This is a genomic window from Curtobacterium sp. MCPF17_018, from assembly GCF_003234135.1.
GTDB classification, from domain to species: domain Bacteria; phylum Actinomycetota; class Actinomycetes; order Actinomycetales; family Microbacteriaceae; genus Curtobacterium; species Curtobacterium flaccumfaciens.
The window spans coordinates 298,129-320,598 of the sequence record NZ_QKSJ01000003.1 but is presented as its reverse complement, the minus strand read 5'-3'; the positions used below and the strand labels follow the sequence as shown (position 1 = coordinate 320,598).

General features: G+C 71.2%; 21 protein-coding genes. 15 read left to right on the top strand and 6 right to left on the bottom strand.

Annotated features, from left to right (window positions below):
- Nucleotides 1–59 precede the first annotated feature (59 nt).
- From leuC to DEJ27_RS05845, 6 genes are all read left to right on the top strand, one after another.
- Nucleotides 60–1,517: a 3-isopropylmalate dehydratase large subunit gene (gene leuC, locus DEJ27_RS05870; protein WP_111090488.1), complete on the top strand. Its 1,458-nt coding sequence runs from the start codon at nt 60–62 to the stop codon at nt 1,515–1,517.
- Complete coding sequence (gene leuD, locus DEJ27_RS05865; protein ID WP_110859117.1) at nt 1,517–2,113, top strand: 3-isopropylmalate dehydratase small subunit; 597 nt, start codon at nt 1,517–1,519, stop codon at nt 2,111–2,113. The genes leuC and leuD overlap by 1 nt, the downstream gene beginning before the upstream one ends.
- A complete protein-coding gene (gene murA / locus DEJ27_RS05860) occupies nt 2,113–3,480 on the top strand; it encodes a UDP-N-acetylglucosamine 1-carboxyvinyltransferase (RefSeq protein ID WP_110859116.1) in 1,368 nt (455 codons plus the stop codon). The genes leuD and murA overlap by 1 nt, the downstream gene beginning before the upstream one ends.
- Before the next feature lie 5 nt (nt 3,481–3,485).
- A complete protein-coding gene (locus tag DEJ27_RS05855; protein WP_110859115.1) occupies nt 3,486–4,310 on the top strand; it encodes a 1-acyl-sn-glycerol-3-phosphate acyltransferase in 825 nt (274 codons plus the stop codon).
- Nucleotides 4,311–4,389: 79 nt separating this feature from the next.
- Entirely contained in the window at nt 4,390–5,403 is a 1,014-nt protein-coding gene (locus DEJ27_RS05850) for an NAD(P)H-dependent glycerol-3-phosphate dehydrogenase (RefSeq protein WP_110859161.1), read from the top strand.
- Nucleotides 5,404–5,462: 59 nt separating this feature from the next.
- The gene (locus DEJ27_RS05845) at nt 5,463–6,545 is read left to right on the top strand and encodes a D-alanine--D-alanine ligase family protein (protein WP_071244873.1); all 1,083 of its coding nucleotides are present in this window, start codon (nt 5,463–5,465) and stop codon (nt 6,543–6,545) included.
- A gap of 106 nt (nt 6,546–6,651) precedes the next feature.
- Here DEJ27_RS05845 and DEJ27_RS05840 read toward each other — a convergent pair whose 3' ends face one another.
- Nucleotides 6,652–7,137 carry a DUF3515 family protein gene (locus DEJ27_RS05840; protein ID WP_110859114.1) on the bottom strand — a complete coding sequence of 162 codons (486 nt, stop codon included), beginning with the start codon at nt 7,135–7,137 and terminating at the stop codon, nt 6,652–6,654.
- A gap of 24 nt (nt 7,138–7,161) precedes the next feature.
- Here DEJ27_RS05840 and thiL point away from each other — a divergent pair, with 24 nt between their 5' ends.
- Nucleotides 7,162–8,157, top strand: coding sequence for a thiamine-phosphate kinase (gene thiL / locus DEJ27_RS05835; RefSeq protein WP_110859113.1), 996 nt, complete (start codon nt 7,162–7,164; stop codon nt 8,155–8,157).
- A gap of 93 nt (nt 8,158–8,250) precedes the next feature.
- Here thiL and DEJ27_RS05830 read toward each other — a convergent pair whose 3' ends face one another.
- Complete coding sequence (locus DEJ27_RS05830; protein ID WP_110859112.1) at nt 8,251–8,811, bottom strand: RsmD family RNA methyltransferase; 561 nt, start codon at nt 8,809–8,811, stop codon at nt 8,251–8,253.
- A 97-nt stretch (nt 8,812–8,908) separates the two neighbouring features.
- Between DEJ27_RS05830 and DEJ27_RS05825 the strand changes: the two genes are divergently transcribed.
- The 7 genes from DEJ27_RS05825 to DEJ27_RS05795 all read left to right on the top strand — a co-directional run bounded on the left by DEJ27_RS05825 (nt 8,909) and on the right by DEJ27_RS05795 (nt 18,081).
- On the top strand, nt 8,909–11,137 hold the full coding sequence (locus tag DEJ27_RS05825; RefSeq protein ID WP_258369804.1) for an ATP-dependent DNA helicase RecG: 2,229 nt from the start codon (nt 8,909–8,911) through the stop codon (nt 11,135–11,137).
- A 38-nt stretch (nt 11,138–11,175) separates the two neighbouring features.
- The gene (gene coaD / locus DEJ27_RS05820) at nt 11,176–11,661 is read left to right on the top strand and encodes a pantetheine-phosphate adenylyltransferase (protein WP_110859111.1); all 486 of its coding nucleotides are present in this window, start codon (nt 11,176–11,178) and stop codon (nt 11,659–11,661) included.
- A 116-nt stretch (nt 11,662–11,777) separates the two neighbouring features.
- Nucleotides 11,778–12,350, top strand: coding sequence for a DUF177 domain-containing protein (locus tag DEJ27_RS05815; protein WP_110859110.1), 573 nt, complete (start codon nt 11,778–11,780; stop codon nt 12,348–12,350).
- A gap of 55 nt (nt 12,351–12,405) precedes the next feature.
- Nucleotides 12,406–12,609 (top strand): 50S ribosomal protein L32, encoded by a 204-nt coding sequence (gene rpmF / locus DEJ27_RS05810; protein ID WP_017888273.1) that lies wholly within the window; start codon nt 12,406–12,408, stop codon nt 12,607–12,609.
- Nucleotides 12,610–12,622: 13 nt separating this feature from the next.
- Nucleotides 12,623–13,348 carry a ribonuclease III gene (gene rnc, locus DEJ27_RS05805; RefSeq protein WP_220032926.1) on the top strand — a complete coding sequence of 242 codons (726 nt, stop codon included), beginning with the start codon at nt 12,623–12,625 and terminating at the stop codon, nt 13,346–13,348.
- Nucleotides 13,349–13,352: 4 nt separating this feature from the next.
- Entirely contained in the window at nt 13,353–14,324 is a 972-nt protein-coding gene (gene mutM, locus DEJ27_RS05800) for a bifunctional DNA-formamidopyrimidine glycosylase/DNA-(apurinic or apyrimidinic site) lyase (protein WP_110859109.1), read from the top strand.
- A gap of 31 nt (nt 14,325–14,355) precedes the next feature.
- Entirely contained in the window at nt 14,356–18,081 is a 3,726-nt protein-coding gene (locus tag DEJ27_RS05795) for an AAA family ATPase (protein ID WP_110859108.1), read from the top strand.
- 98 nt (nt 18,082–18,179) lie between these two features.
- On the opposite strand, the gene DEJ27_RS17695 is transcribed toward DEJ27_RS05795, so the two are convergent.
- On the bottom strand, nt 18,180–18,338 hold the full coding sequence (locus tag DEJ27_RS17695; protein ID WP_171907827.1) for a hypothetical protein: 159 nt from the start codon (nt 18,336–18,338) through the stop codon (nt 18,180–18,182).
- A gap of 83 nt (nt 18,339–18,421) precedes the next feature.
- A complete protein-coding gene (gene ftsY / locus DEJ27_RS05790) occupies nt 18,422–19,291 on the bottom strand; it encodes a signal recognition particle-docking protein FtsY (protein WP_027465892.1) in 870 nt (289 codons plus the stop codon).
- A 217-nt stretch (nt 19,292–19,508) separates the two neighbouring features.
- Here ftsY and DEJ27_RS05785 point away from each other — a divergent pair, with 217 nt between their 5' ends.
- A complete protein-coding gene (locus DEJ27_RS05785; protein ID WP_110859106.1) occupies nt 19,509–20,534 on the top strand; it encodes a TerC family protein in 1,026 nt (341 codons plus the stop codon).
- Nucleotides 20,535–20,716: 182 nt separating this feature from the next.
- Here the strand turns inward: DEJ27_RS05785 and lipA are convergent, their stop codons facing one another.
- Complete coding sequence (gene lipA, locus DEJ27_RS05780) at nt 20,717–21,700, bottom strand: lipoyl synthase (protein WP_111090487.1); 984 nt, start codon at nt 21,698–21,700, stop codon at nt 20,717–20,719.
- Nucleotides 21,697–22,428: a lipoyl(octanoyl) transferase LipB gene (gene lipB, locus DEJ27_RS05775; protein ID WP_111090486.1), complete on the bottom strand. Its 732-nt coding sequence runs from the start codon at nt 22,426–22,428 to the stop codon at nt 21,697–21,699. Before lipB ends, lipA begins: the two co-directional genes overlap by 4 nt.
- Nucleotides 22,429–22,470: the final 42 nt, after the last annotated feature.

Sequence of the window (22,470 nt, the reverse complement as noted above, 5' to 3'; positions counted from 1 at the left end):
GAGTCGCCTGATCGGGCCGCGGTCGCGGCGCAACGACGAGGACGAGGAGGGCTGAGCTCATGGGAAAGACGCTCGCCGAGAAGGTGTGGGACGACCACGTCGTGGTCAAGGGCGAGGACGGCAACCCGGACCTCCTCTACATCGACCTCCACCTCGTGCACGAGGTGACGAGTCCGCAGGCGTTCGACGGCCTGCGGCAGGCCGGGCGTCCGGTGCGTCGCCTCGACCTGACGATCGCGACCGAGGACCACAACACCCCGACGCTCGCCATCGACCGCCCCATCGCGGACCCGACGAGCCGGATCCAGATCGAGACCCTCCGTCGCAACTGCGAGGAGTTCGGCGTCCGGCTGCACTCCCTGGGCGACAAGGAGCAGGGCATCGTCCACGTGGTCGGTCCGCAGCTCGGCCTGACCATGCCCGGCATCACCGTGGTCTGCGGCGACTCGCACACCAGCACCCACGGGGCCTTCGGCGCGATGGCGTTCGGCATCGGCACGTCCGAGGTCGAGCACGTCCTCGCGACGCAGACCCTGCCGCTCAAGCCCTTCAAGACGATGGCGATCACGGTCGAGGGCACGCTGCGCCCGGGGGTGACGGCGAAGGACATCATCCTGGCCGTGATCGCGAAGATCGGCACCGGCGGTGGACAGGGTTACGTGCTGGAGTACCGCGGCTCCGCGATCCGCGCGCTCTCGATGGAGGGCCGCATGACGATCTGCAACATGTCGATCGAGGCCGGTGCCCGCGCCGGCATGGTCGCCCCCGACGAGACCACCTACGACTACGTGCAGGGCCGCGACCACGCGCCCACCGGTCAGGACTGGGACGACGCCGTCGCGTACTGGGAGACCCTCGCCACCGACGACGACGCCGTGTTCGACGCCGAGGTGTTCATCGACGCGGACGAGCTCGAGCCCTTCGTCACCTGGGGCACGAACCCCGGCCAGGGCGTCTCGCTGTCCGAGAGCGTGCCGGACCCGGCCGCCTACAGCGACCCCAACGACCAGGCCGCTGCTCGCCGCGCGCTGGAGTACATGGACATCACCGCCGGCACCCCGATGAAGGACATCGCCGTCGACGCGGTGTTCATGGGGTCCTGCACGAACTCGCGCATCGAGGACCTGCGGGCCTTCGCGTCGATCATCAAGGGCCGCACCAAGGCCGACGGCGTCCGGGTGATGGTCGTGCCCGGCTCCGCGCGGGTCCGGCTCGAGGCCGAGGCCGAGGGGCTCGACCAGGTGTTCACCGAGTTCGGTGCCGAGTGGCGGTTCGCCGGCTGCTCGATGTGCCTGGGGATGAACCCGGACCAGCTGGCACCGGGGGAGCGCTGCGCGAGCACCTCGAACCGCAACTTCGAGGGTCGCCAGGGCAAGGGCGGCCGCACGCACCTGGTGTCGCCGCTCGTCGCCGCGGCCACCGCGGTGCGCGGCACGCTGTCCAGCCCGTGGGACCTGGAGACCGACGACGAGATCGCGGCGGCGACGTCCGCCACCGCCACCGAGGGGACCTTCTGATGGACAAGATCACCACCGTCTCCGGCATCGCCGCGCCGCTCAAGCGGTCCAACGTCGACACCGACCAGATCATCCCCGCGGTCTACCTGAAGCGCGTCACCAAGACCGGCTTCGAGGACGCCCTGTTCGCCGGTTGGCGGCAGGACCCCGACTTCGTGTTGAACCAGGAGCGCTACCAGGGTGCCCGTGTGCTCGTCGCCGGGCCGGACTTCGGCACCGGATCGTCCCGCGAGCACGCCGTCTGGGCGCTCCGCGACTTCGGCTTCACGGTGGTCGTCTCACCCCGTTTCGCGGACATCTTCAAGGGCAACGCCGGCAAGCAGGGCCTGGTCACGGCGATCGTGACCGAACCGGAGGTCGAGCGTCTGTGGGCCGCCATCGAGGCGAACCCGGGCATCGAGGCGACGGTCGACCTCGTGACGCAGCGCGTGTCGCTGGGGGATGTGGACGTCCCCTTCGAGATCGACGCTTACACTCGTTGGCGGTTGATGGAAGGGCTCGACGACATCGGGCTCACCCTCCGTGACGAGACCTCGATCACGGAGTTCGAATCCCGCCGCTCCAGTTGGCGGCCGAAGACATTGCCGGTGAAGTAGTGAACTCTCTCGTACAGGACGCAGCGGCCGCAGGGGCGCGCGTGGGCCTCAAGTCGGACGAGATCGTCATCCGCGGGGGCAAGCCGCTCGTGGGACGCATCGAGGTCCGTGGGGCGAAGAACCTCGCGACCAAGGCCATGGTGGCGTCGCTGCTCGGTGACACCCCGTCGATCCTCCGTGACGTGCCGGACATCTCCGACGTCAAGGTGGTCCGCGGGCTGCTCGAGGTGCACGGCGTGCGCATCACCGATCCTGCACGAGGCGAACTCATCCTCGACCCGTCGCGGGTCGAGTCGGCGCACTTCGCCGAGATCGACGCGCACGCCGGTTCGAGCCGCATCCCGATCCTGTTCTGCGGTCCGCTGCTGCACAAGCTCGGCGAGGCGTTCATCCCCGACCTCGGCGGCTGCCGCATCGGCGACCGCCCGATCGACTTCCACCTCGACGCCCTCCGCGCCATGGGTGCGGTCGTCGACAAGCAGGTCAACGGCATCCACCTGACGGCCCCGGACGGCCTGAAGGGCGCGTCGATCGAGCTGCCGTACCCGAGCGTCGGCGCGACCGAGCAGGTCCTGCTCTCGGCGACCCTCGCCAAGGGCGTCACCGAGCTGCGGAACGCCGCGATCGAGCCCGAGATCATGGACCTCATCGCGATCCTGCAGAAGATGGGCGCCATCGTCTCGGTCGAGCCGAACCGCGTCATCTTCATCGAGGGCGTCGAGTCGCTCCGCGGCTACACGCACCGCGCGATCAACGACCGCAACGAGGCCGCGAGCTGGGCCTCCGCCGCGCTCGCCACGAACGGCGACATCTTCGTCGAGGGTGCGAACCAGCAGGAGCTCATGACGTTCCTCAACGTCTTTCGCAAGGTCGGCGGCGGGTTCGACATCCAGGAGGACGGCATCCGGTTCTACCGCGAGCTGGACACCCTGAAGCCCGTGGTCATCGAGACCGACGTGCACCCCGGCTTCATGACGGACTGGCAGCAGCCGCTCGTCGTCGCGCTGACGCAGGCCGACGGCCGGAGCATCGTGCACGAGACCGTCTACGAGAACCGCTTCGGCTTCACGGACGCCCTGAACGAGATGGGTGCCGACATCGTCGTGCACAAGGAGGGGCTGCCCGGCCACGACCGTCGTGTCGCCCGCCGCCCGTTCGAGCAGGCCGCCGTCATCACCGGTCCGACGAAGCTGCACGCCGCCAACGTCCGCGTCCCCGACCTGCGCGGCGGGTTCAGCCACCTCATCGCGGCGCTGACCGCCGACGGCGAGTCGCACATCACCAACGTCGGCATCATCAGCCGCGGCTACGAGCACTTCATCCCGAAGCTGCGCAAGCTCGGCGCCGACTTCGACTTCGCTGGATAGGCGCAGTGCGGGCTGCAGGAAAGGGCGACGGTCTGGAGGCCCGTGGCGGCTCCGACGCGCAGGTCACGACCGGCCTCCCCGTGCGAGGGCGCCGGTGGCGCCGCGGTGAGCTGAACACCGCGTTCCGGATCGTCGCCTCGATCGTCATCCCGACGTTCCGGTTCTCGGCGCGCTACCACTGGCACGGCCCGAACCGCCTGCCGGCCGAGGGTGCGTTCGTGCTCGCGCCGAACCACTTCACGAACATCGACCCCCTGGTCGTGGGCACCGCCGTGTACATCTCGAAGCGGGCGCCGCGGTTCCTCGCGAAGGCGTCGCTGTTCAAGGTCCCCGTGGTCGGCAAGCTCATGTCCGGCATGGGACAGATCCCGGTCGAACGCTCCGGCCGGACGCGCCTGAGCGACCCGCTCGGGGGCGGACGCTCGTTGGTCGAGCAGGGCGGGGCGATCATCGTCTACCCCGAGGGCACGCTCACCCGCGACCCCGACCTGTGGCCGATGCGCGGCAAGACGGGTGCGGTGCGGATCGCGCTCGAGAACGACGTGCCGCTCATCCCGATGGCCCACTGGGGCACGCAGAACATCATGGCGCGGTACGGCAAGAAGCTCCGGCTGTTCCCGCCGTCCCGCGTCGACGTGATCATCGGTGACCCGGTCGACCTGTCGGCGTACCGCGGCCGGCAGATCGACCAGCAGATGCTCGGCGCGGCCACCGAACTCGTCATGCGCGAGATCACCGCGCTGCTCGAGGTGCTCCGTGGCGAGCGGGCACCCGCGACCCGCTGGGACCCGGCGGCGAACAACCAGAAGGAGACCGGCCGGTTTGAGTGACCTCCGACCCCACGACGACCGACCCGACCCCGCCGCCGCGGCTCCGGGGGCCTTCGACACCGCCGCGATCCGGGTGGTCATGCAGTCGACCGACAAGCCCCGGGTGGCCGTGATCGGTGCCGGCAGCTGGGGCACCACGTTCGCGAAGGTGCTGGCCGAGGGCGGTGCGTCCACCGTGGTGTGGGCCCGCCGCCCCGAGGTCGCCCGCGAGATCACCGAGACCAAGCGCAACTCGGACTACCTGCCCGGCATCAACCTGCCCCGCACCCTGACCGCGTCGACGTCCCTCGAGCGCGTGCTCGACGGCGCCTCGCAGGTGTACGTCTCGGTGCCCTCGCAGACCCTGCGCTCGAACCTCGCCGCGATCCGCGAGCTGCTGCCCGCGGACGTGCCGGTCGTCAGCCTGATGAAGGGCGTCGAGAAGAGCACGGGACTGCGGATGAGCGAGGTCCTGCTGCAGGGCCTCGGCATCGACCAGGACCGCATCGCGGTGGCCAGTGGCCCGAACCTGGCGCTCGAGATCGCCCGACGGCAGCCGACCGCTGCCGTGGTGTCGTCGTCCTCGCTGGAGACCGCCACCGAGGTCGCCGCAGTCGCGACGAACCCGTACTTCCGGTCGTTCATCAACACCGACGTCATCGGCACCGAGTTCGGCGGCGTGCTGAAGAACCTCATCGCCGTCGCGATCGGCATCGTCGACGGGGTCGGCTACGGCGAGAACACCAAGGCCTCGATCATCACGCGCGGCCTCGCCGAGATGACCGACTTCGCGGTGTCGCTCGGCGCGCAGTCGTCCACGCTGTCCGGGCTCGCGGGCCTCGGCGACCTCATCGCCACGTGCCAGTCACCGCTGTCGCGGAACAACACCGCCGGGCGGTTGCTCGGCCAGGGCTACCGGTTCGACGAGGTCGTCCGCCAGATGAACCAGACGGCGGAGGGGCTGGCCTCGGTCGCACCGATCCTCGAGCTGGCCGCGGCGAACGGCGTCGACATGCCCATCGTCAGCCAGGTCGGCGAGGTCCTCGCCGGTAGGCTCGATCCGCGCAACATCGCGCCGCACCTCACCGAGACCGACGAGCCGCAGGGCGAGTGACCGGTCCCGCACCGAGTCACGAAGGGACTCCCGTGCCCACGATCCCCGAGGGAACCCCCATGCCCAGGACCACCGTCGCCGTGCTCTTCGGCGGTCGCTCGAGCGAGCACGAGATCAGCTGCGTGACCGCCGGCGGCATCATGGACGTCGTCGACCGGGCCGAGTACGACCTCGTGCCGATCGGGATCACCCAGGACGGTGCCTTCACGCTGCAGTCCGACGACCCGGCGCAGTGGACCATCCGCGACGGCGCGCTGCCCACCGTGCCCGACAACGGCACGCGGATCGCGTTCCCGACCTCGCCGGCCACCAACGAACTCGTCGTGTCCCACCCCGACGGCACGGTCACGGCGATCCCGGTCGACGTGGTGTTCCCGATCCTGCACGGCCCCTTCGGCGAGGACGGCACGATCCAGGGCCTGCTCGAGATCGCCGGGCTGCCGTACGTCGGCGACGGCGTGCTCGCGAGCGCCCTGGCGATGGACAAGCACGTCGCCAAGGCCGTGCTCGAGCACGCCGGGCTGCGGGTCGCACCGTGGACCACCGTGCTCCGCCGGCAGTGGGCGGCCGACCCGGTGGACGTCGCCGAGACGATCGCCGCGCACGGCTGGCCGCTGTTCGTCAAGCCGGCTCGCGCCGGGTCGAGCATGGGTGTCTCACGCGTCGACGAGCCCTCGCAGCTGGGTGCCGCCATGGACCTGGCGTTCGAGCACGACTCCAAGGTGATCGTCGAGCCCCGTGTGGTCGGCCGCGAGGTCGAGGTCGCCGTGCTCGAGGGGCGTGACGGTGTGCCGCGCACGAGCCTGCCGGGCGAGATCGTGGTGGCCGAGGACGGCTTCTACGACTTCGCGTCGAAGTACCTGGGCGGCGACGAGTCGCTGCTCTGCCCGGCACCGCTGACCGACGACCAAACCGACGAGATCCGCTCCATCGGTGCCCGCGCATTCGAGGCCATCGGTGGTTCCGGGTTGGCCCGTGTCGACTGCTTCCTGACCGACGACGGCTTCGTCGTGAACGAGGTCAACACGATGCCGGGCTTCACGCCGCTGTCGATGTACCCGCGCTGCTGGGCGGCGTCGGGCGTGTCCTACGGCGAGCTGATCACCGAGCTCATCGAGCTGGGTCGCGCGGCCGTCCGCTGACCAGGCCGTGCTGGCCCGATCGGCGCGCGAGCGTCAGGCGGGGTTCAGCCCTGCACGTCGTCGGGGTCGAGGCGCTGGTTGAGCTGGCGCTGCTCCGTCCGCTGGGTCAACCCTGCACGTCGTCGGGGTCGAGGCACTCGTGACCGTCCTTCGGCAGCGACGACACGGCGTCGGACAGCTCCTGCACGACCGTCGACGTGGTCTTCGTCGAGTCGACCACGACCTGCGCTGCCGGTGACCGACCGAACGTCGTGAAGACGACCTGGTCGCCCCGGTCGTCGCGGATCCAGTCCACGCCGCCCTGCGAGAAGCACGGCAGGTCGGACACGGTGGGGACGGCGACACCGCAGTGGTAGATCGCCACCTCGGGGTCGCCCCAAGCAGCGGTCGCCTGCGCGTTCGTGTTCCGCAGGTCGAACTTCGAGTCCACGGTCGCGGGCAACCGGACCTGCACGGCGGCGCACGCCGCTGCGTTCGCCGACGGCGCGGCGGACATCGACACGGCGTTCGTGCACCCGGTCAGCCCGGCGGCGAGGGTGATCACGGCCCCCAGGATCGCGAGGGTGCGAGGGGTGCGGCGCGCGGTGTCCATCGCCGTCCAGGCTACCGTTCTCGTGTGGATGCGACGGACGACGCCTGGGCCGGACCGACGGTGGGGGAGCTCGGCGAACTCGTCGTCCTCGAGCGGATCACGAGCCGCCTGCCCGCAGGGTCGCCGATCCTCGGCCCCGGAGACGACTGCGCGGTCGTGGCCGCCCCCGACGGCCGGTTCGTCGTGACGACGGACATGATGGTCCACGGTCCGGACTTCCGGTGGGCGTGGTCGTCGCCGTCGGACATCGGCTGGAAGGCGGCCGCCACGAACCTGTCCGACGTCGCCGCGATGGGTGCCGTGCCGAGCGGCCTCGTGATCGCCCTCGCCGCACCGCAGGACACCCCCGTGTCCGTCCTCGAGGGCATCGCCGACGGCTTCCGGCTCGCCGTCGACGCACTCGCGCCGGGGTGCGGGGTCGTCGGGGGAGACCTCTCCACCTCGGCGACGTTCACGGTGGCCGTCACCGCCTTCGGTGACCTGCTGGGCCGGGCGCCCGTGCTGCGGTCGGGCGCGAGCGTCGGTGACGTGCTCGCGGTGTCCGGCGAGCTCGGGCGTGCCGCCCGCGGGCTGTCCCGGCTGTTCCGCGACGGCGTCGACGGCCGGGGCGAGCCGGACCGTGCCGCGACGGTCGCGAGCGGCGCGGACGTCGACCCCGACGTCGGACGCCAGCGCCGCCCGGTGCCCCCGATCGCCGACGGGCCGCTCGCGGCCGGAGCCGGGGCCACCGCGATGCTCGACCTGTCCGACGGCCTGGCGATCGACGCCGGTCGGCTCGCCCGTGCCAGCCGGGTGACGCTCGAACTCGATGCCGCCACCGACCTCGACGAGGTCGCGCTGCACGGTGGCGAAGACCACGGACTGCTCGCCACGTTCCCGGCCGACGCGATCCTGCCCGGGGGCTTCCGGCGCATCGGTGTCGTGCGGGAGCGTGGCGACGCGGACCTGCTGCGCGCCGGTGCCGCGGTGCCGACGACCGGCTGGGACCCCTACGCCGACTGGGACGGCGCCGCCGGCTGACCCGGCCCGGTCGGTGCACGACCGTGTTGCGACAGAACACGCGTCGTTCGACAGGTGCACTGTCGCAGAGCGCGTGCACACGCGCAGAACGCCTCAGCCGGCGGCGACGGCCTCCCACGCGACGGTCTCGCCGTAGCTGCGCTTGCTGAACGGCTCCAGCCCCGCCGGCCAGGTGGGCTCGGGGGAGCGCTTGCTCCGCTCGACCACCACGACGGCATCCGGCGTGAGCTTCGGCGCCAGGGCCTCGAGCACCTCGGCGAGCTCGTGCTCGGTGACGTCGTAGGGCGGGTCGATGAACACCAGGTCGAAGGTGCGGACGGTCCCGCGCAGGTACCCGAGCACCGGCTGGGGCTGCACGTCGATCCGGACGCCCGGCACCCGCTGCTGCACGGCCTTCGCGTTCGCCCGGCAGGCCTGCGCGGCGGCGGATGCCCGGTCGACCAGGACCACCTCGGCCGCACCGCGGGACGCCGCCTCGAGCCCGAGCGCGCCCGTGCCCGCGTACAGGTCGGCCACCGACGTGGCCTCGACGAGCCCCCGTGCCTCGAGCGACGAGAACAGCGCCTCGCGCACGCGGTCGCTCGTCGGGCGGGTGCCGGACTTCGGCACCCGGAGCGTCAGGGAGCCGGCGGCGCCGGCGATGATGCGGGTCATGCAGCCACCGTATCGGCCCGGCGGGTCCGGTCCGGTGTTCTCCACAGGCCGCTCGGGAGGCGCGGGTGGGGTCGGTCGTGCCCGGTACCGTTGGAGCGTGGTCACCTCCGGAACCCCCGCTGCGCCGGCCGCGCCCGACCTCGGTCCGGCGCCGCTCGACGCGCGGCTCGCGAACGTGCTCGGCGGTCGGACGGCGACCGCGATCGAGAAGGCCTTCGGCTACCGCACGGTGGGGGAGTTCCTCGAGCACGCGCCCCGCCGCTACGCCGAGCGTGGTGCACTGACGGCCCTCGACTCGCTCGCGATCGGCGAACCCGTCACCATCGTGGCCGAGGTGGTCGACGTCCGTGAACGCACCATGCGCGCGCGCCGCGGCTCGATCCTCGAAGCGAAGATCGGCGACGGCAAGGGCCTGCTCACCCTCACGTTCTTCAACCAGGGGTGGCGCACGAAGGACCTCGTACCCGGCGCCCGGGGCATCTTCTCCGGCAAGGTCAGCGACTACCGGGGTGCCCGGCAGCTCGCCCACCCCGACTACGAGCTGTTCGACCCCGACGACCCCCGCGCCACGGCGGAGCCCGGTTCCGACGAAGCGATCCGGTGGTCGCGCCAGCCGATCCCGATCTACCCGGCGACGGCCTCACTCACGTCGTGGCAGATCGCGAAGTCCATCGGGATCGTCCTCGACACCCTGCCGGACCTGCCCGACCCGGTGCCGGCGTCCGCGCGGTCCCGGCTCGACCTCGTGCCGTTCCGCCGTGCCCTCGAGCTGCTGCACCGCCCGGAGAAGGTCGCGGACTTCAAGCGCGCGCAGGACGCCCTGCGCTACCGCGAGGCGTTCGTGCTGCAGACCGCCCTGGTGCAGCGCCGGATCGCGGCCCGTCGCACCGCGGCCACCCCGCGCGTGGCCGCCCCCGGTGGCATCCTCGAGCGCTTCGACGCCACCCTGCCCTTCACGTTGACGGACGACCAGCGGGCCGTCGGTGCCGACATCGACCAGGACCTCGCCCGCACCTGGCCCATGCACCGGCTGATCCAGGGCGAGGTCGGGTCCGGCAAGACCCTCGTGGCGATCCGGGCGATGCTCACGGTGGCCGAGTCCGGTGGCCAGTCCGCGCTCATCGCCCCGACCGAGGTGCTGGCGGCCCAGCACCTGCGCTCCATCGTGAAGTTCCTCGGGCCGGACCTGGCCGCCGAGCTCCGACCCGTGATCCTGACCGGGTCGCAGTCCACCGACGAACGTCGCCGTGCCCTGCTCGCCGCGGCATCGGGCAGCTCACGGTTGGTCATCGGCACCCACGCGCTCCTGGGGGACCGGGTGGACTTCGCCGAGCTGGGGCTCGTGGTGGTCGACGAGCAGCACCGCTTCGGTGTCGAGCAGCGCGAGGCCCTCCGTACCAAGGGCACGACCCCGCCGCACGTGCTCGTGCTCACGGCGACGCCGATCCCGCGCACCGTCGCGATGACGGTGTTCGGCGACCTCGACGTCTCGACCATCACGGGCATGCCGTCGGGGCGCGCCGGCGTCGAGACCTTCACGGTCCCGTTGGCGGAGCACCCCGGGTGGGAACCCCGGATCTGGTCCCGCATGGCCGAAGAACTGGACAAGGGCCGCCAGGCGTTCGTCGTCTGCCCGGCCATCGACGACGCCCACACCGAGGACGACGGCGAGCCGGAGCCGGCCGAGGGGCAGGACGACACCCCGAAGCGCGCCCCGGCGACCGTGCTCGCCACGGCCGAGCGGATGCGCACCATGCCCGTGCTCGAAGGGCGCTCGATCGCGGTCCTGCACGGTCGGATGACCGCCGACGAGAAGGACCGCGTGATGACGTCCTTCGCCGCCGGCGACCTCGACGTGGTCGTCGCGACGACCGTGATCGAGGTCGGCGTCGACGTCCCGAACGCGGCGATGATGGCCGTCCTCGACGCCGACCGGTTCGGGGTCTCGCAGCTCCATCAGCTCCGCGGCCGCATCGGTCGTGGGCAGTGGGCCGGGGTCTGTCTGCTGGTCACCTCGGCCGAGCTCGAGACCACCTCGCGCGAGCGCGTCGACGCGGTGGCCGCCTCGGACGACGGGTTCGAGCTCGCGCGGGTCGACCTCGAGCTCCGGCGCGAGGGCGACGTCCTGGGCGAACGGCAGTCCGGTGGGCGGTCCTCGCTCAACCTGCTCCGGGTGGTCGAGCACGCCGACCTCATCGTCGACGCGCGCGAAGAAGCGGAGCGCGTGCTCGAACCCGATCCCGAACTCGAGGGGTCCCCGGCCCTCCGTGACGCCCTCGCCCGGCGCCTGGACGAGTCCGACGCGGCGTTCCTCGGCAAGAACTGACCCCGGAGCACGACGGCCCGCGCGGTATCGTCGCTGCCATGGCGCAGATCGCGGTGGTCCCCGGTTCCTTCGACCCCGTCACCCTCGGGCACCTCGACGTCATCGGCCGCGCGGCCGGGCTCTTCGACGAGGTGCACGTCCTCGTGGTGCACAACCCCGACAAGAAGCCGGCGATGTTCGAGGCGGTCGACCGGGTGCGGCTCATCCGCGAGTCGCTGGTCGAGGTCGGCGCGCCGGACACGGTCACGGTGGGCGAGTGGACGTCCGGTCTGCTGGTGGACTACTGCCGGCAGGTCGGGGCGAAGGTCCTGGTGAAGGGCGTGCGGTCCGGCGAGGACGTCGCGTACGAGACCCCGATGGCCATCATGAACCGCCACCTGGCCGACGTCGAGACGGTGTTCCTGCTGCCGGAGGCGTCACGGGCGCACGTGTCGAGCTCGCTGATCCGCCAGGTGTCGTCCCTCGGCGGTGACGTCACGCCGTACGTGCCGAAGGCGGTTGCCGACGCGCTCGCGGCCCGCTGAGCACGCCCGCCCAGCACACCCAGCACGCTCACTGAACCCACCGCGTCCGGACACGCCTGTCGCCACCTCGACTCTCGGCCCCGATCGCGCTAGGCTTGTCGATCGTGTCTTCCCCCGTGAACAGCCCCTACGCCCTGCGCGTGCGCGACCTCGCGCACCGGCCGGGTGAGATGCGCGAGCACTCGCTCGACATCGAGGTGCCCGACGCGATGGGGGCCGGTCTGATCGGCGTCCGACAGGGTGCCGAACTGCACATCGACGTCAAACTCGAAGGCCTGCACGAGGGTGTCCTCGTGTCCGGACACGCTTCGGCCGACGCCACGGGGGAGTGCTCGCGCTGCCTCATCGACATCAGCGAACCGATCGAGGTCGATTTCGCCGAGCTGTTCGCGTATGATGCCTCGGAGGATTTCGACTTCTTCGTTCGCGATGACCACGTGGACACCGAACAGGTCGTTCGAGATGCGGTGGTGCTGTCGCTGCCGTTCCAGCCGGTCTGCCGACCGGACTGCCCAGGACTCGACCCGGTGACGGGCGAGCGTCTGGCCGACCTCGGCGAGCAGCCCGCTCGTCAAGTGCTGGATCCTCGTTGGGCAGCGCTCAGCGCGATCGAGCTCGACGCCAGCACCGACGGTGACACCACCGCACCGAAGACCACCGAGGGCGAGGAGCGGTCCGAGACCGAGTAGGTCCCGACACCGCCAGCCCCCGTACCGACCACCGACCAACCGAAAGAGATTCACCATGGCCGTTCCCAAGCGCAAGCAGTCCCGTGCGAACACGCACGCCCGTCGTTCGCAGTGGAAGGCCACGCCGATCCAGCTCGTGAAGACGATCGAGAACGGTCAGGTCACCTACAGCCTCCCGCACCGCGCGAAGGTCGTCGAGGACTCGGCCGGCACGCCCCTGTACATGGAGTACAAGGGCCGCAAGGTCGCCGACGTCTGATCGGACCGAACGCATGACGACAACGTCCGGCGCTGCGGGGTCTCGCCCCGCGGGGCCGGACGTCGTTCGTCTGCAGGGCATCCTCGGGGCCGACATCGACCTCGAGCTGCTCCAGCTCGCCCTGACGCACCGCTCCTACGCCTACGAGCACGGGGGCATCAAGCACAACGAGCGCCTCGAGTTCCTCGGGGACTCGATCCTCGGCCAGGCCGTGACCGTAAAGCTCTACCGGTCGTTCCCCGACCTCGACGAGGGTGACCTCGCCAAGCGTCGGGCGAGCCTGGTGTCGACCGTGGCGCTGGCCGAGATCGCCCGGATGATCGGGCTCGGCCGCTACCTGCGCCTCGGCAAGGGCGAGGAACAGACCGGCGGGCGCGACAAGTCGTCGATCCTGGCCGACACCGTCGAAGCCGTCATCGGCGCAACGTACCTGTCCGCCGGCCCCGACCCGGCCACCGAGCTCGTGCTCCGCCTGGTCGAGCCGCTCATGATCGACCCGGACCGCTTCGGCGCCGCGATGGACCCGAAGACGAGCCTGCAGGAGCTCGCCTCGAGTCGTTCGCTCGGCAACCCGGCCTACCGCGTCACCGAGACCGGCCCGGACCACGACAAGACCTTCACGGCGACGGTCGTCCTGCAGGGCGAGGACATCGCCACCGGCACCGGGTCGAGCAAGAAGGCCGCCGAGATGGCCGCCGCGCTCGACGCCTGGACCCGGCTGTCCGGTCGAGCGGCCTGACCGCGTGCCCGAACTCCCCGAGGTCGAGGTCGTCCGCGCCGGCCTCGAACCCGCCGTCAGCGGTGCGCGGGTCCTGCACGTCGACGTGGTCGACGACCGTGCGCTCACGCGGCACGACGGCCCCTCGGAGGACTTCGCCGACCGACTGACCGGTCGCACGATCGCCGCTGCCGTCCGCCGGGGCAAGTTCCTCTGGATGCCGCTGCAGCCCGAGCACGACGGGGACCGCCCCGAGGCACTCGTCGCTCACCTCGGCATGAGCGGGCAGATCCTGCTCGGCCGTGGTCGACCGGCGGCCAAGCACCGGCGGATCCTCATCGACGTGCAGCCCGCGGGCACCGACCGCACTGGTGCCGCGGAGCCCGCCGTGGAACTCGAGTTCGTCGACCAGCGCACGTTCGGCTCGATGGCGATCGACGCGATGGTGCCGACGATCGACGGTGCTCCCGCCGGGTTCGGCGGGCAGGTCGACGCGATCGACCCCGACGCCGCGTGGCGCCGGTGGGTGCCCGGGCAGGTGTCGCACATCGCCCGTGACCCGCTCGACCCCGCGTTCGACGACGACCGGTTCGCCGCGATGGCGCGGAAGCGTTCGAGCGGCATCAAGCGGGTGCTGCTCGACCAGGGCGTCGTGAGCGGCATCGGCAACATCTACGCCGACGAGTCGCTCTGGGCCGCGAAGCTGCACTACGACCGCGCCGCCGACCGCCTCACCCGTGCCGACCTGCGACGGCTGCTCGACGAGGTGCGCGCCATCCTGCGCCGGGCGCTCGAGGACGGCGGCACGAGCTTCGACGCCCAGTACGTCAACGTGAACGGGCAGTCCGGGTACTTCTCGCAGCGCCTGAACGTCTACGGGCAGCAGGGGAAGCCGTGTCCGCGCTGCGGCACGACGATCGTGCGCGAGGCCTTCATGAACCGGTCGAGCCACATCTGCCCCGTGTGCCAACTCCGTCCCCGCGCCCGCACGCGTTAGCCTGACGCCAACCAGAGCATCCGGAGACCGCATGTACTTGAAGAGCCTGACCATCAAGGGGTTCAAGTCCTTCGCGCAGCCGACGACGTTCGCGTTCGAGCCGGGCGTGACGTGCATCGTCGGCCCGAACGGCTCCGGCAAGTCGAACGTGGTGGACGCCCTGGCCTGGGTGATGGGGGAGCAGGGGGCGAAGACCCTGCGCGGCGGCAAGATGGAGGACGTCATCTTCGCTGGCACCTCGACCCGCGGTCCGCTCGGTCGCGCCCAGGTGCTGTTGACCATCGACAACACCGACGGCCTGCTGCCGATCGAGTACTCCGAGGTGACGATCGCTCGCACGCTGTTCCGCAACGGTGGCAGCGAGTACGCCATCAACGGCGAGAACTGCCGGCTGCTCGACGTGCAGGAACTGCTGAGCGACACCGGCCTCGGCCGTGAGATGCACGTGATCGTCGGGCAGGGGCAGCTCGACAAGGTGCTGCACGCCACCCCGGAGGACCGCCGCGGCTTCATCGAGGAGGCCGCGGGGATCCTGAAGCACCGTCGCCGCAAGGAGAAGACCCTCCGCAAGCTCGACGCGATGCAGACGAACCTGACCCGCCTGTCCGACCTGGCCGGTGAGATCCGACGGCAGCTGAAACCCCTCGGACGTCAGGCCGAGGTCGCACGCAAGGCCCAGTCGGTCGCCGCGGTCTTCCGCGACGCCAAGGCCCGCGTCCTCGCCGACGACGTGGTGCGCCTGCGCCGCGAGCTGCACGAGCACCAGGAGGTCGAGGCCGGCCGCAAGTCCGAGCGCATCGTCCTGACCGAGCGGCTCGACCAGACCCGGGTGCGCCAGCAGCACGTCGAGCAGAGCATGGTCGGCGACGACGTCGACCGCGCCCGCACCGTCGTGCACCGGCTCGAGAGCGTGCAGGAGCGCCTCCGCGGCCTGTCGAGCCTGGCGAACCAGCGCCTGATGTTCCTCGCGCAGCAGGCCGACGCTCCACAGCAGGGCCCGACCGTCACCCAGGAGCAGGTCGCCGGGGTCCGAGCCGAGGCCGACCGCCTCGCCGCTCGAGCCGACGAGATGCAGGGCGGCTCGGCGACGACCGCCCGCGCGGTGCAGGACGCCCGCGCCGCGCTGGACGCCCTGGACGAACGCATCGCCGCCCAGGCGGCCCGGGTCTCGCAGCACGACCTCGAGGCGCAGCGGCTCGCCAGCGCCGTCGACGTCGCCCGGTCGAAGCGCGGTTCCGCCGTCGCCGACCGCGAGCGGCGGGAGCGGGCACTGGCCGAGGCCGGGGAGCGTGCCGAGCGTGCCGCGGCGGCCCTCGCCGAACTCGGTGTCGACCCGTCCGAGGGGGTCGACGAGACCGCGCTCGCGCAGACACTTGAGCAGGCGCGCGCCGAGCTGGAACGGGCCCAGACCACGCGCGACGAGCAGCGCGACCGCCTCCACGCCCTCGAACGCGAGCGGGACGCCCTCGACGCCCGGGTCGCCGCGCTCGGCATGTCGATCGAGGTCCGCGACGGTTCGCAGGCCCTGATCGACGCCGGTCGCGCGGGCGTCGTCGGTCGCCTGGCCGACAGCCTGACGGTGTCGCCCGGGTTCGAGGCCGCGATCGCCACCGCCCTCGAGGGACTCGCCGACGCCGTCCTCGCCGATGACCGCGGTGCCGCGCTCGACGCCGTCGACCACGCCCGCGCTGCTGACCTCGGCCGGATCGACGTCGTCGTCGCGGACGCCGCGCCCGTCCCCGCGGCCCTGCCCGAGACCCTGCCGGCCGGCGTCCGCCGTGCCACCGACCTGGTGCAGGGACCGCCGGCGCTCGCGTCGATCCTGCGCGACACGCTGGTCGCGGAGGCCGACGACCTCGACCTGGCGGCGGTGCTCACGGCCGCCCCGCACGCCACCGTGGTCACGCGGTCCGGCGACCTCGTCCGTGCGGTCCGCGTGACCGGCGGCGGAGAGCGCGTGACCTCGCGCATCGAGCTCGTCGCGGAGCGCGACGACGCCGTGACGCGACGCGACGCGATCGCGACCGACGCCGAGGACGCGGCCACGGGCCTCCAGGCCGCGCGCAGCGCCGTCGAGGACGCACGCCGCCGTGCGGACGAGGCCGACGCAGCATCCCGCGCCTACACGCGGGCGAAGGCCGAGTACGACCGCACGAGCGCATCGACACGGGCGAAGGCGGAGAACGCCGCGGCCGAGGTCGAACGGCTGCGTGCCGCGCTGGCCGAGACCGACGGCGCCGTCGAGACCGCCGAGGCGGTGCTGGCCGAGGCCGAGTCGGCGCACCGTGCCTTCACCGAGCAGGAGCGTCCCGTGGTCGACGCCTCCGAGCGTCCCGCGCTGCAGGACGCGCTCGAGTCCGCACGTGCCGCCGAGGTCGAGCAGCGGATCCAGGTCGAGACCGTGCGCGAGCGGGTGCGCGCCGAACGGGACCGCGCCGACCAGCTCGACCGCCAGCTCGAGGCCGAGCGCGCCGCTGCCGAGGAAGCCGCGCGGCTCGCCGTCGTCCGACGCGGCCAGATCCGGACCGCCGAAGCCGTCCTCGCCGACCTGCCCGGGGTGCTCGGTGCGGTCGATCGTTCGCTGGCCGAAGCCCGCGTGCAGCTGGCGACGGAAGAAGCCGAGCGGTCGAAGCGCAACACCGAGCTGCAGACGATCCGCAACGAGGAGCGCGAGCTCCGGGACCGCCTGCAGACCATCACCGACGGCGTGCACTCGCTCGAGATGGAGATCTACGAGAAGAAGCTGCACGTGTCCGGCGTCCTCGACCGGGCGCAGAGCGAGCTCGGGCTGACCGAGGCCGTCCTGGTGGCCGAGTACGGGCCGCACGTGCCGGTGCCGGTCGACGTGCTCGTGGACCCTCGGGTGCGCGCGCGGAAGCACCGCGAGGCGGAGCGCGCGGCGGCAGCCGCCGCCGAAGCTGCGGGCGTGACCGAGCCGGAGGAAGCAGCGGCAGAAGCGGGTACCGACACCGACGACGAGGCCCTCGTCGACGCCGAGTCCACCCTGCCCGGCGGCCCCGCGCTGCCCGAGTTCGACACGACCGACGAAGTCGACCCCGCCGATGTCGAGACCGTGCCCTACGTCCGTGCCGAGCAGGAGCGCCGGCTCAAGGCCGCCGAGCGCGACCTCGGACAGCTCGGCAAGGTCAACCCGCTCGCGCTCGAGGAGTTCCAGGCGCTCGAGCAGCGTCACGCGTTCCTCGCCGAGCAGCTCGAGGACCTGCAGAAGACGCGGACGGACCTGCTGACGATCATCGACGAGCTCGACACGAAGATGCAGACGATCTTCGAGTCCGCGTTCAACGACACGAAGGAAGCGTTCGACGTCATCTTCCCGATCCTGTTCCCGGGCGGCTCGGGGTCCATCAACCTGACCGACCCGACCGACCTGCTCGGCACCGGGATCGACGTGCAGGTGAAACCCGCCGGCAAGAAGATCGACCGCCTGACCCTGCTGTCCGGCGGCGAGCGGTCCCTGGCGGCGGTGGCGCTCCTCGTCGCGATCTTCACCGCGCGGCCGTCGCCGTTCTACATCATGGACGAGGTCGAGGCGGCGCTCGACGACGCCAACCTGGGCCGCCTGCTGACCGTGTTCGAGCGTCTGCGCGAGTCGTCCCAGCTCATCGTCATCACGCACCAGAAGCGGACGATGGAGATTGCCGACGCCCTGTACGGGGTGTCGATGCGGCAGGACGGCGTCTCCGCCGTCGTCGGGCAGCGGGTGCAGAAGCGCGAGCCGGCGGACGCGGTCGCGTAGGCGTCCTGGTCGCGACCTGAGTACAGACGGGAGGCGCGGTGCCAGCTGGCACCGCGCCTCCCGTTGTGTCAGGTGCGTCCGGACAGGACGCCGGGTCGCTACGCGCGACCGCGGATCGTCCGGAGCAGCCAGCCGATGACCGCCAGCAGGATGAGCACGATGCCCACCCAGAGCAGGAACTTCAGCGCACCGACGAAGATGCCGCTGAAGAGCAGGACGAGGCCGACGATGATCGCGATGATCAGCAGTGCGGGCATGAGGGTCTCCTATCCCTGGAACGAGACCGAGCAGATGCCCGGACCGTCAGGGACGCTACTCCTCGGCGTGCCGACGCGTTCGCTCAGCCGACGAGGTTCTGCACGAACACGTGCGGCGTGAAGCCGGTGAGGTCGTTGATGCCCTCGCCCTGCCCGATGAGCTTGATCGGGATGCCGGTCTTCTCCTGCACGCTCAGCACGAAGCCGGCCTTGGCCGAGCCGTCGAGCTTCGTGATGACGAGGCCGGTCACGCCGGCGCCCTCGATGAAGGCTTGGGCCTGTGCGAGGCCGTTCTGGCCCGTCGTCGCGTCGAGGACGAGCAGGACCTCGCTGATCTCGGTCTGCTTCTCGACCACGCGCTTGATCTTGGTGAGCTCGTCCATCAGCCCGGCCTTGGTGTGCAGGCGCCCGGCGGTGTCGATGACGACGATCTCGGTCTGGTCGCGGATCGCCTTCTCGACGGTCTGGTACGCCACCGACGCCGGGTCCTGCCCGGGCTGCGACGGACGGACGACGTCGACCCCGGCACGCTGGGCCCAGGTGGCGACCTGCTCGACCGCCGCGGCGCGGAACGTGTCCGCCGCGCCGACGAGCACCGTGCGGTCGTAGGTCTTCAGGAACTTGGCGAACTTGCCGATCGTCGTGGTCTTGCCGACGCCGTTCACCCCGACGACGAGCACGACGGCGGGCCGCGCGCTGAGCTTCAGGGTGGTGTCGAGCTTCGAGAGCCGTTCCTCGAGGACCTCGCGGAGCATGCGCTGCAGGTCGGCGGGGTCGGTCGTGCCGTACCGGTCGACGCGGGCGTGCAGGTCCTCGATGATCTCCTCGGAGATGTCGGGCCCGAAGTCGGCCCCGATGAGGGCGGTCTCGAGGTCCTCCCACGTGGTCTCGTCGATCGTCTTGCGCTGGAAGAGGCCGCGCAGCCGTGAGGACAGTGACCAGGAACTCGCCATGCTCCCAGCTTAGAGCGCGGCGCATGTCCGCTGTGCCCGGTATGCTCGGGAACACGAAGGGGAGTATTCCCTCTCGGTGACCCCGTCAGTACGGTCCGGAACGATCCGGCCCCGGGGCGCCGGTCGTGCGACACCGGTTCCGGTGCGGTGCGACGGAAGAGACCTTCAGGCCTCGGCGTACCCGCACATCAGCGGCGCGCCCTACCTGAAGGAAACCGTGGACGTCCCACTCTTCGTCTGGCTCATCACCATCGCCGGCATCCTCGCGCTGCTGGTGTTCGACTTCTACTCGCACGTGCGCACCCCGCACGTGCCCCACATCCGCGAATCCGCGTTCTGGTCGGCCTTCTACATCGGGCTGGCGATCCTGTTCGGCATCGGGATCCTGGTCTTCGGCGGCGGACAGGCCGGTGGTGAGTACTTCGCCGGCTGGCTGACCGAGAAGGCGTTGTCGGTCGACAACCTCTTCGTCTTCCTCATCATCATGTCGAGCTTCGCCGTGCCGAAGGAGTTCCAGCAGAAGGTCCTGCTGGTCGGCGTCGCGATCGCGCTCGTCGCCCGCGGTGTCTTCATCGCCCTCGGCGTCACCATCATCGAGAACTTCTCGTGGGTCTTCTACCTGTTCGGTGCGCTGCTGTTCTGGCTCGCCTGGTCGCAGGCCCGCAGCGGCAACGACCACGGCAGCGAGGGCGAATCCCGGCTCATCCGGATCCTCAAGCGCATCATCCCGACCTCGGACCACTACGACGGCGACCGCCTGACCACCCGTGTCGACGGCAAGCGCCTGTTCACCCCGATGCTGCTCGTCATGGTCGCCATCGGCCTGACCGACGTGCTCTTCGCGCTCGACTCGATCCCCGCGATCTTCGGGCTGACGCAGGACGCCTTCATCGTGTTCACGGCGAACGCGTTCTCGCTGCTCGGCCTCCGGCAGCTGTACTTCCTGATCGCCGGTCTGCTCGAGCGCCTCATCTACCTGGGTCAGGGCCTGGCCGTCATCCTGGCGTTCATCGGTGTGAAGCTCGTCTTCCACGCCATGCACGTCAACGAGCTGCCCTTCATCAACGGTGGCGAGCACATCGAGTGGGCGCCGGAGATCCCGATCTGGTTCTCGCTGGGCTTCATCGCGCTGACGATCGCGGTCGCCACGACCGCGTCGCTGGTGGTCTCGAAGCGCCGCCAGGAGCGCGGGCTCACCCCGACCGGTCAGCCGAAGGAGTCGGTCGAGGCCGACGCGAAGTAGCCGTCACCACCTGACGGACCGGAGGCGCGGTGCCAGCTGGCACCGCGCCTCCCGTCTGTCTCCGTGTCGGCCGGACGCACGGAGTTTCGGCCTGAGCGACAGTTCACGTGCTCCGCAGCCCGTGAACTGTCGCCCAGCGCGAAACGCCGGCCGCGCCGCGCGCGCCGCGCGCGCGGCGCGCGTCAGACGGCCTGGCGACCAGGGGTCGCGTCGAGCAGGTGGGCCAGGTGCTCGGGCACCGAGCCGCCGCGAGCCACCGTCGCCCGCGCCCACAGTCGGCCCGCCCGGTAGGACGACCGGACCAGCGGTCCGGCGAGCACCCCGGCGAAGCCCATCTGCTGGGCGACCCGGCGGAGCTCGACGAACTCCGCAGGGCTGACCCAGCGCGCGACCGGCAGGTGCCGCGGCGACGGGCGGAGGTACTGCGTCAGCGTGATGATGTCCGTGCCCGCGTCGAACAGGCGCTGCAGGGCGTCCTCGATCTCGATGCGTTCCTCGCCCATGCCGAGGATCAGGTTCGACTTCGTCACGAGCCCGGCGTCGCGGCCCTGGGTGATGACGTCGAGGGACCGTTCGAACGTGAAGGCCGGGCGGATGCGCTTGAAGATCCGCGGAACGGTCTCGACGTTGTGCGCGAAGACCTCGGGGCGGGCGTCGAACACCTGGCCGAGCTGGTCGGGCCGACCGTTGAAGTCCGGCACCAGGATCTCGACGCCGGTGCCGGGGGAGTGCTCGTGGATCGCTCGGATGGTCTCGGCGTAGAGCCACGATCCGCCGTCGGGCAGGTCGTCGCGCGCGACGCCGGTCACGGTCGCGTACTTCAGGCCCATCTCCGCGACGGAGTCCGCGACCCGGCGGGGCTCGTCGCGGTCGAGCGGCTCCGGCTTGCCGGTGTCGATCTGGCAGAAGTCGCAGCGTCGGGTGCACTGCGAGCCGCCGATCAGGAAGGTGGCTTCGCGGTCTTCCCAGCACTCGAAGATGTTCGGGCAGCCGGCCTCCTGGCAGACGGTGTGCAGCTGCTTGTCACGCACCAGTCCGGACAGCTCGCGGAACTCCGGGCCCTGCGTGGCACGGGTCTTGATCCACGCGGGCTTCGTCTCGATCGGGGTCTCGGCGTTCCGGGCCTCGACCCGGAGCATGCGGCGGCCTTCGGGGGCGAGGGTCATACGAGGGTCTCCTGTCGGGCGGTCGCGGTGCTGGTGCTCGTGCTGGTGCTGGGGGCCGTCGTGCTGATCCGGCGGCCGCTGTGCATGCCGTCGACGGCCTGCTGGACGCCGTGCGCGACCACGGGTGCGAGGACGTCGACGGTCACGGGAGCGAGCCCCGCGTGCGCCGCCGCGGCGCTCAGCGTCGTGACCCCGGCGTCCGCGATGCCGCACGGGACGATCGCGGCGTAGGCGTCGAGGGCGTTGTCGCAGTTGATCGCGATGCCGTGGCTCGTCACGCCCTCGGCGACGTGCAGCCCGATGGCCCCGACCTTGGCGGCGGGCGAGCCGTTCGTGCCCGGCACCCAGGCGCCGCTGCGACCCTCGACCCGTTCGGCGTGCACCCCGACGGCGGCCGCGGCGTCGATGACCACCTGCTCCAGGTCGCGCACCCACGCGACGACGTCGAGTGGTTCGGCGAGCCGGACGATCGGGTAGGCGACCAGCTGCCCCGGGCCGTGCCAGGTGATGCGTCCGCCGCGGTCGGTGTCGACGACCGGGGCGCCGTTCGTCGGCAGGTCGGAGCGTTCGGTGCGGCGGCCGGCGGTGTACACGGACGGGTGCTCGCACAGCACGAGGGCCCCGGGGGAACGGCCGGCGACGACGTCGGCTTGCAGGTCCCGCTGCAGGGCGAGGCCGTCCGCGTAGTCGAGCAGGCCGTGGTGGCGGACGATCGCGAGTTCCGGCATGCGGCGAGCGTACGACAGTTTCTGGACTGGGTCCAACAACGT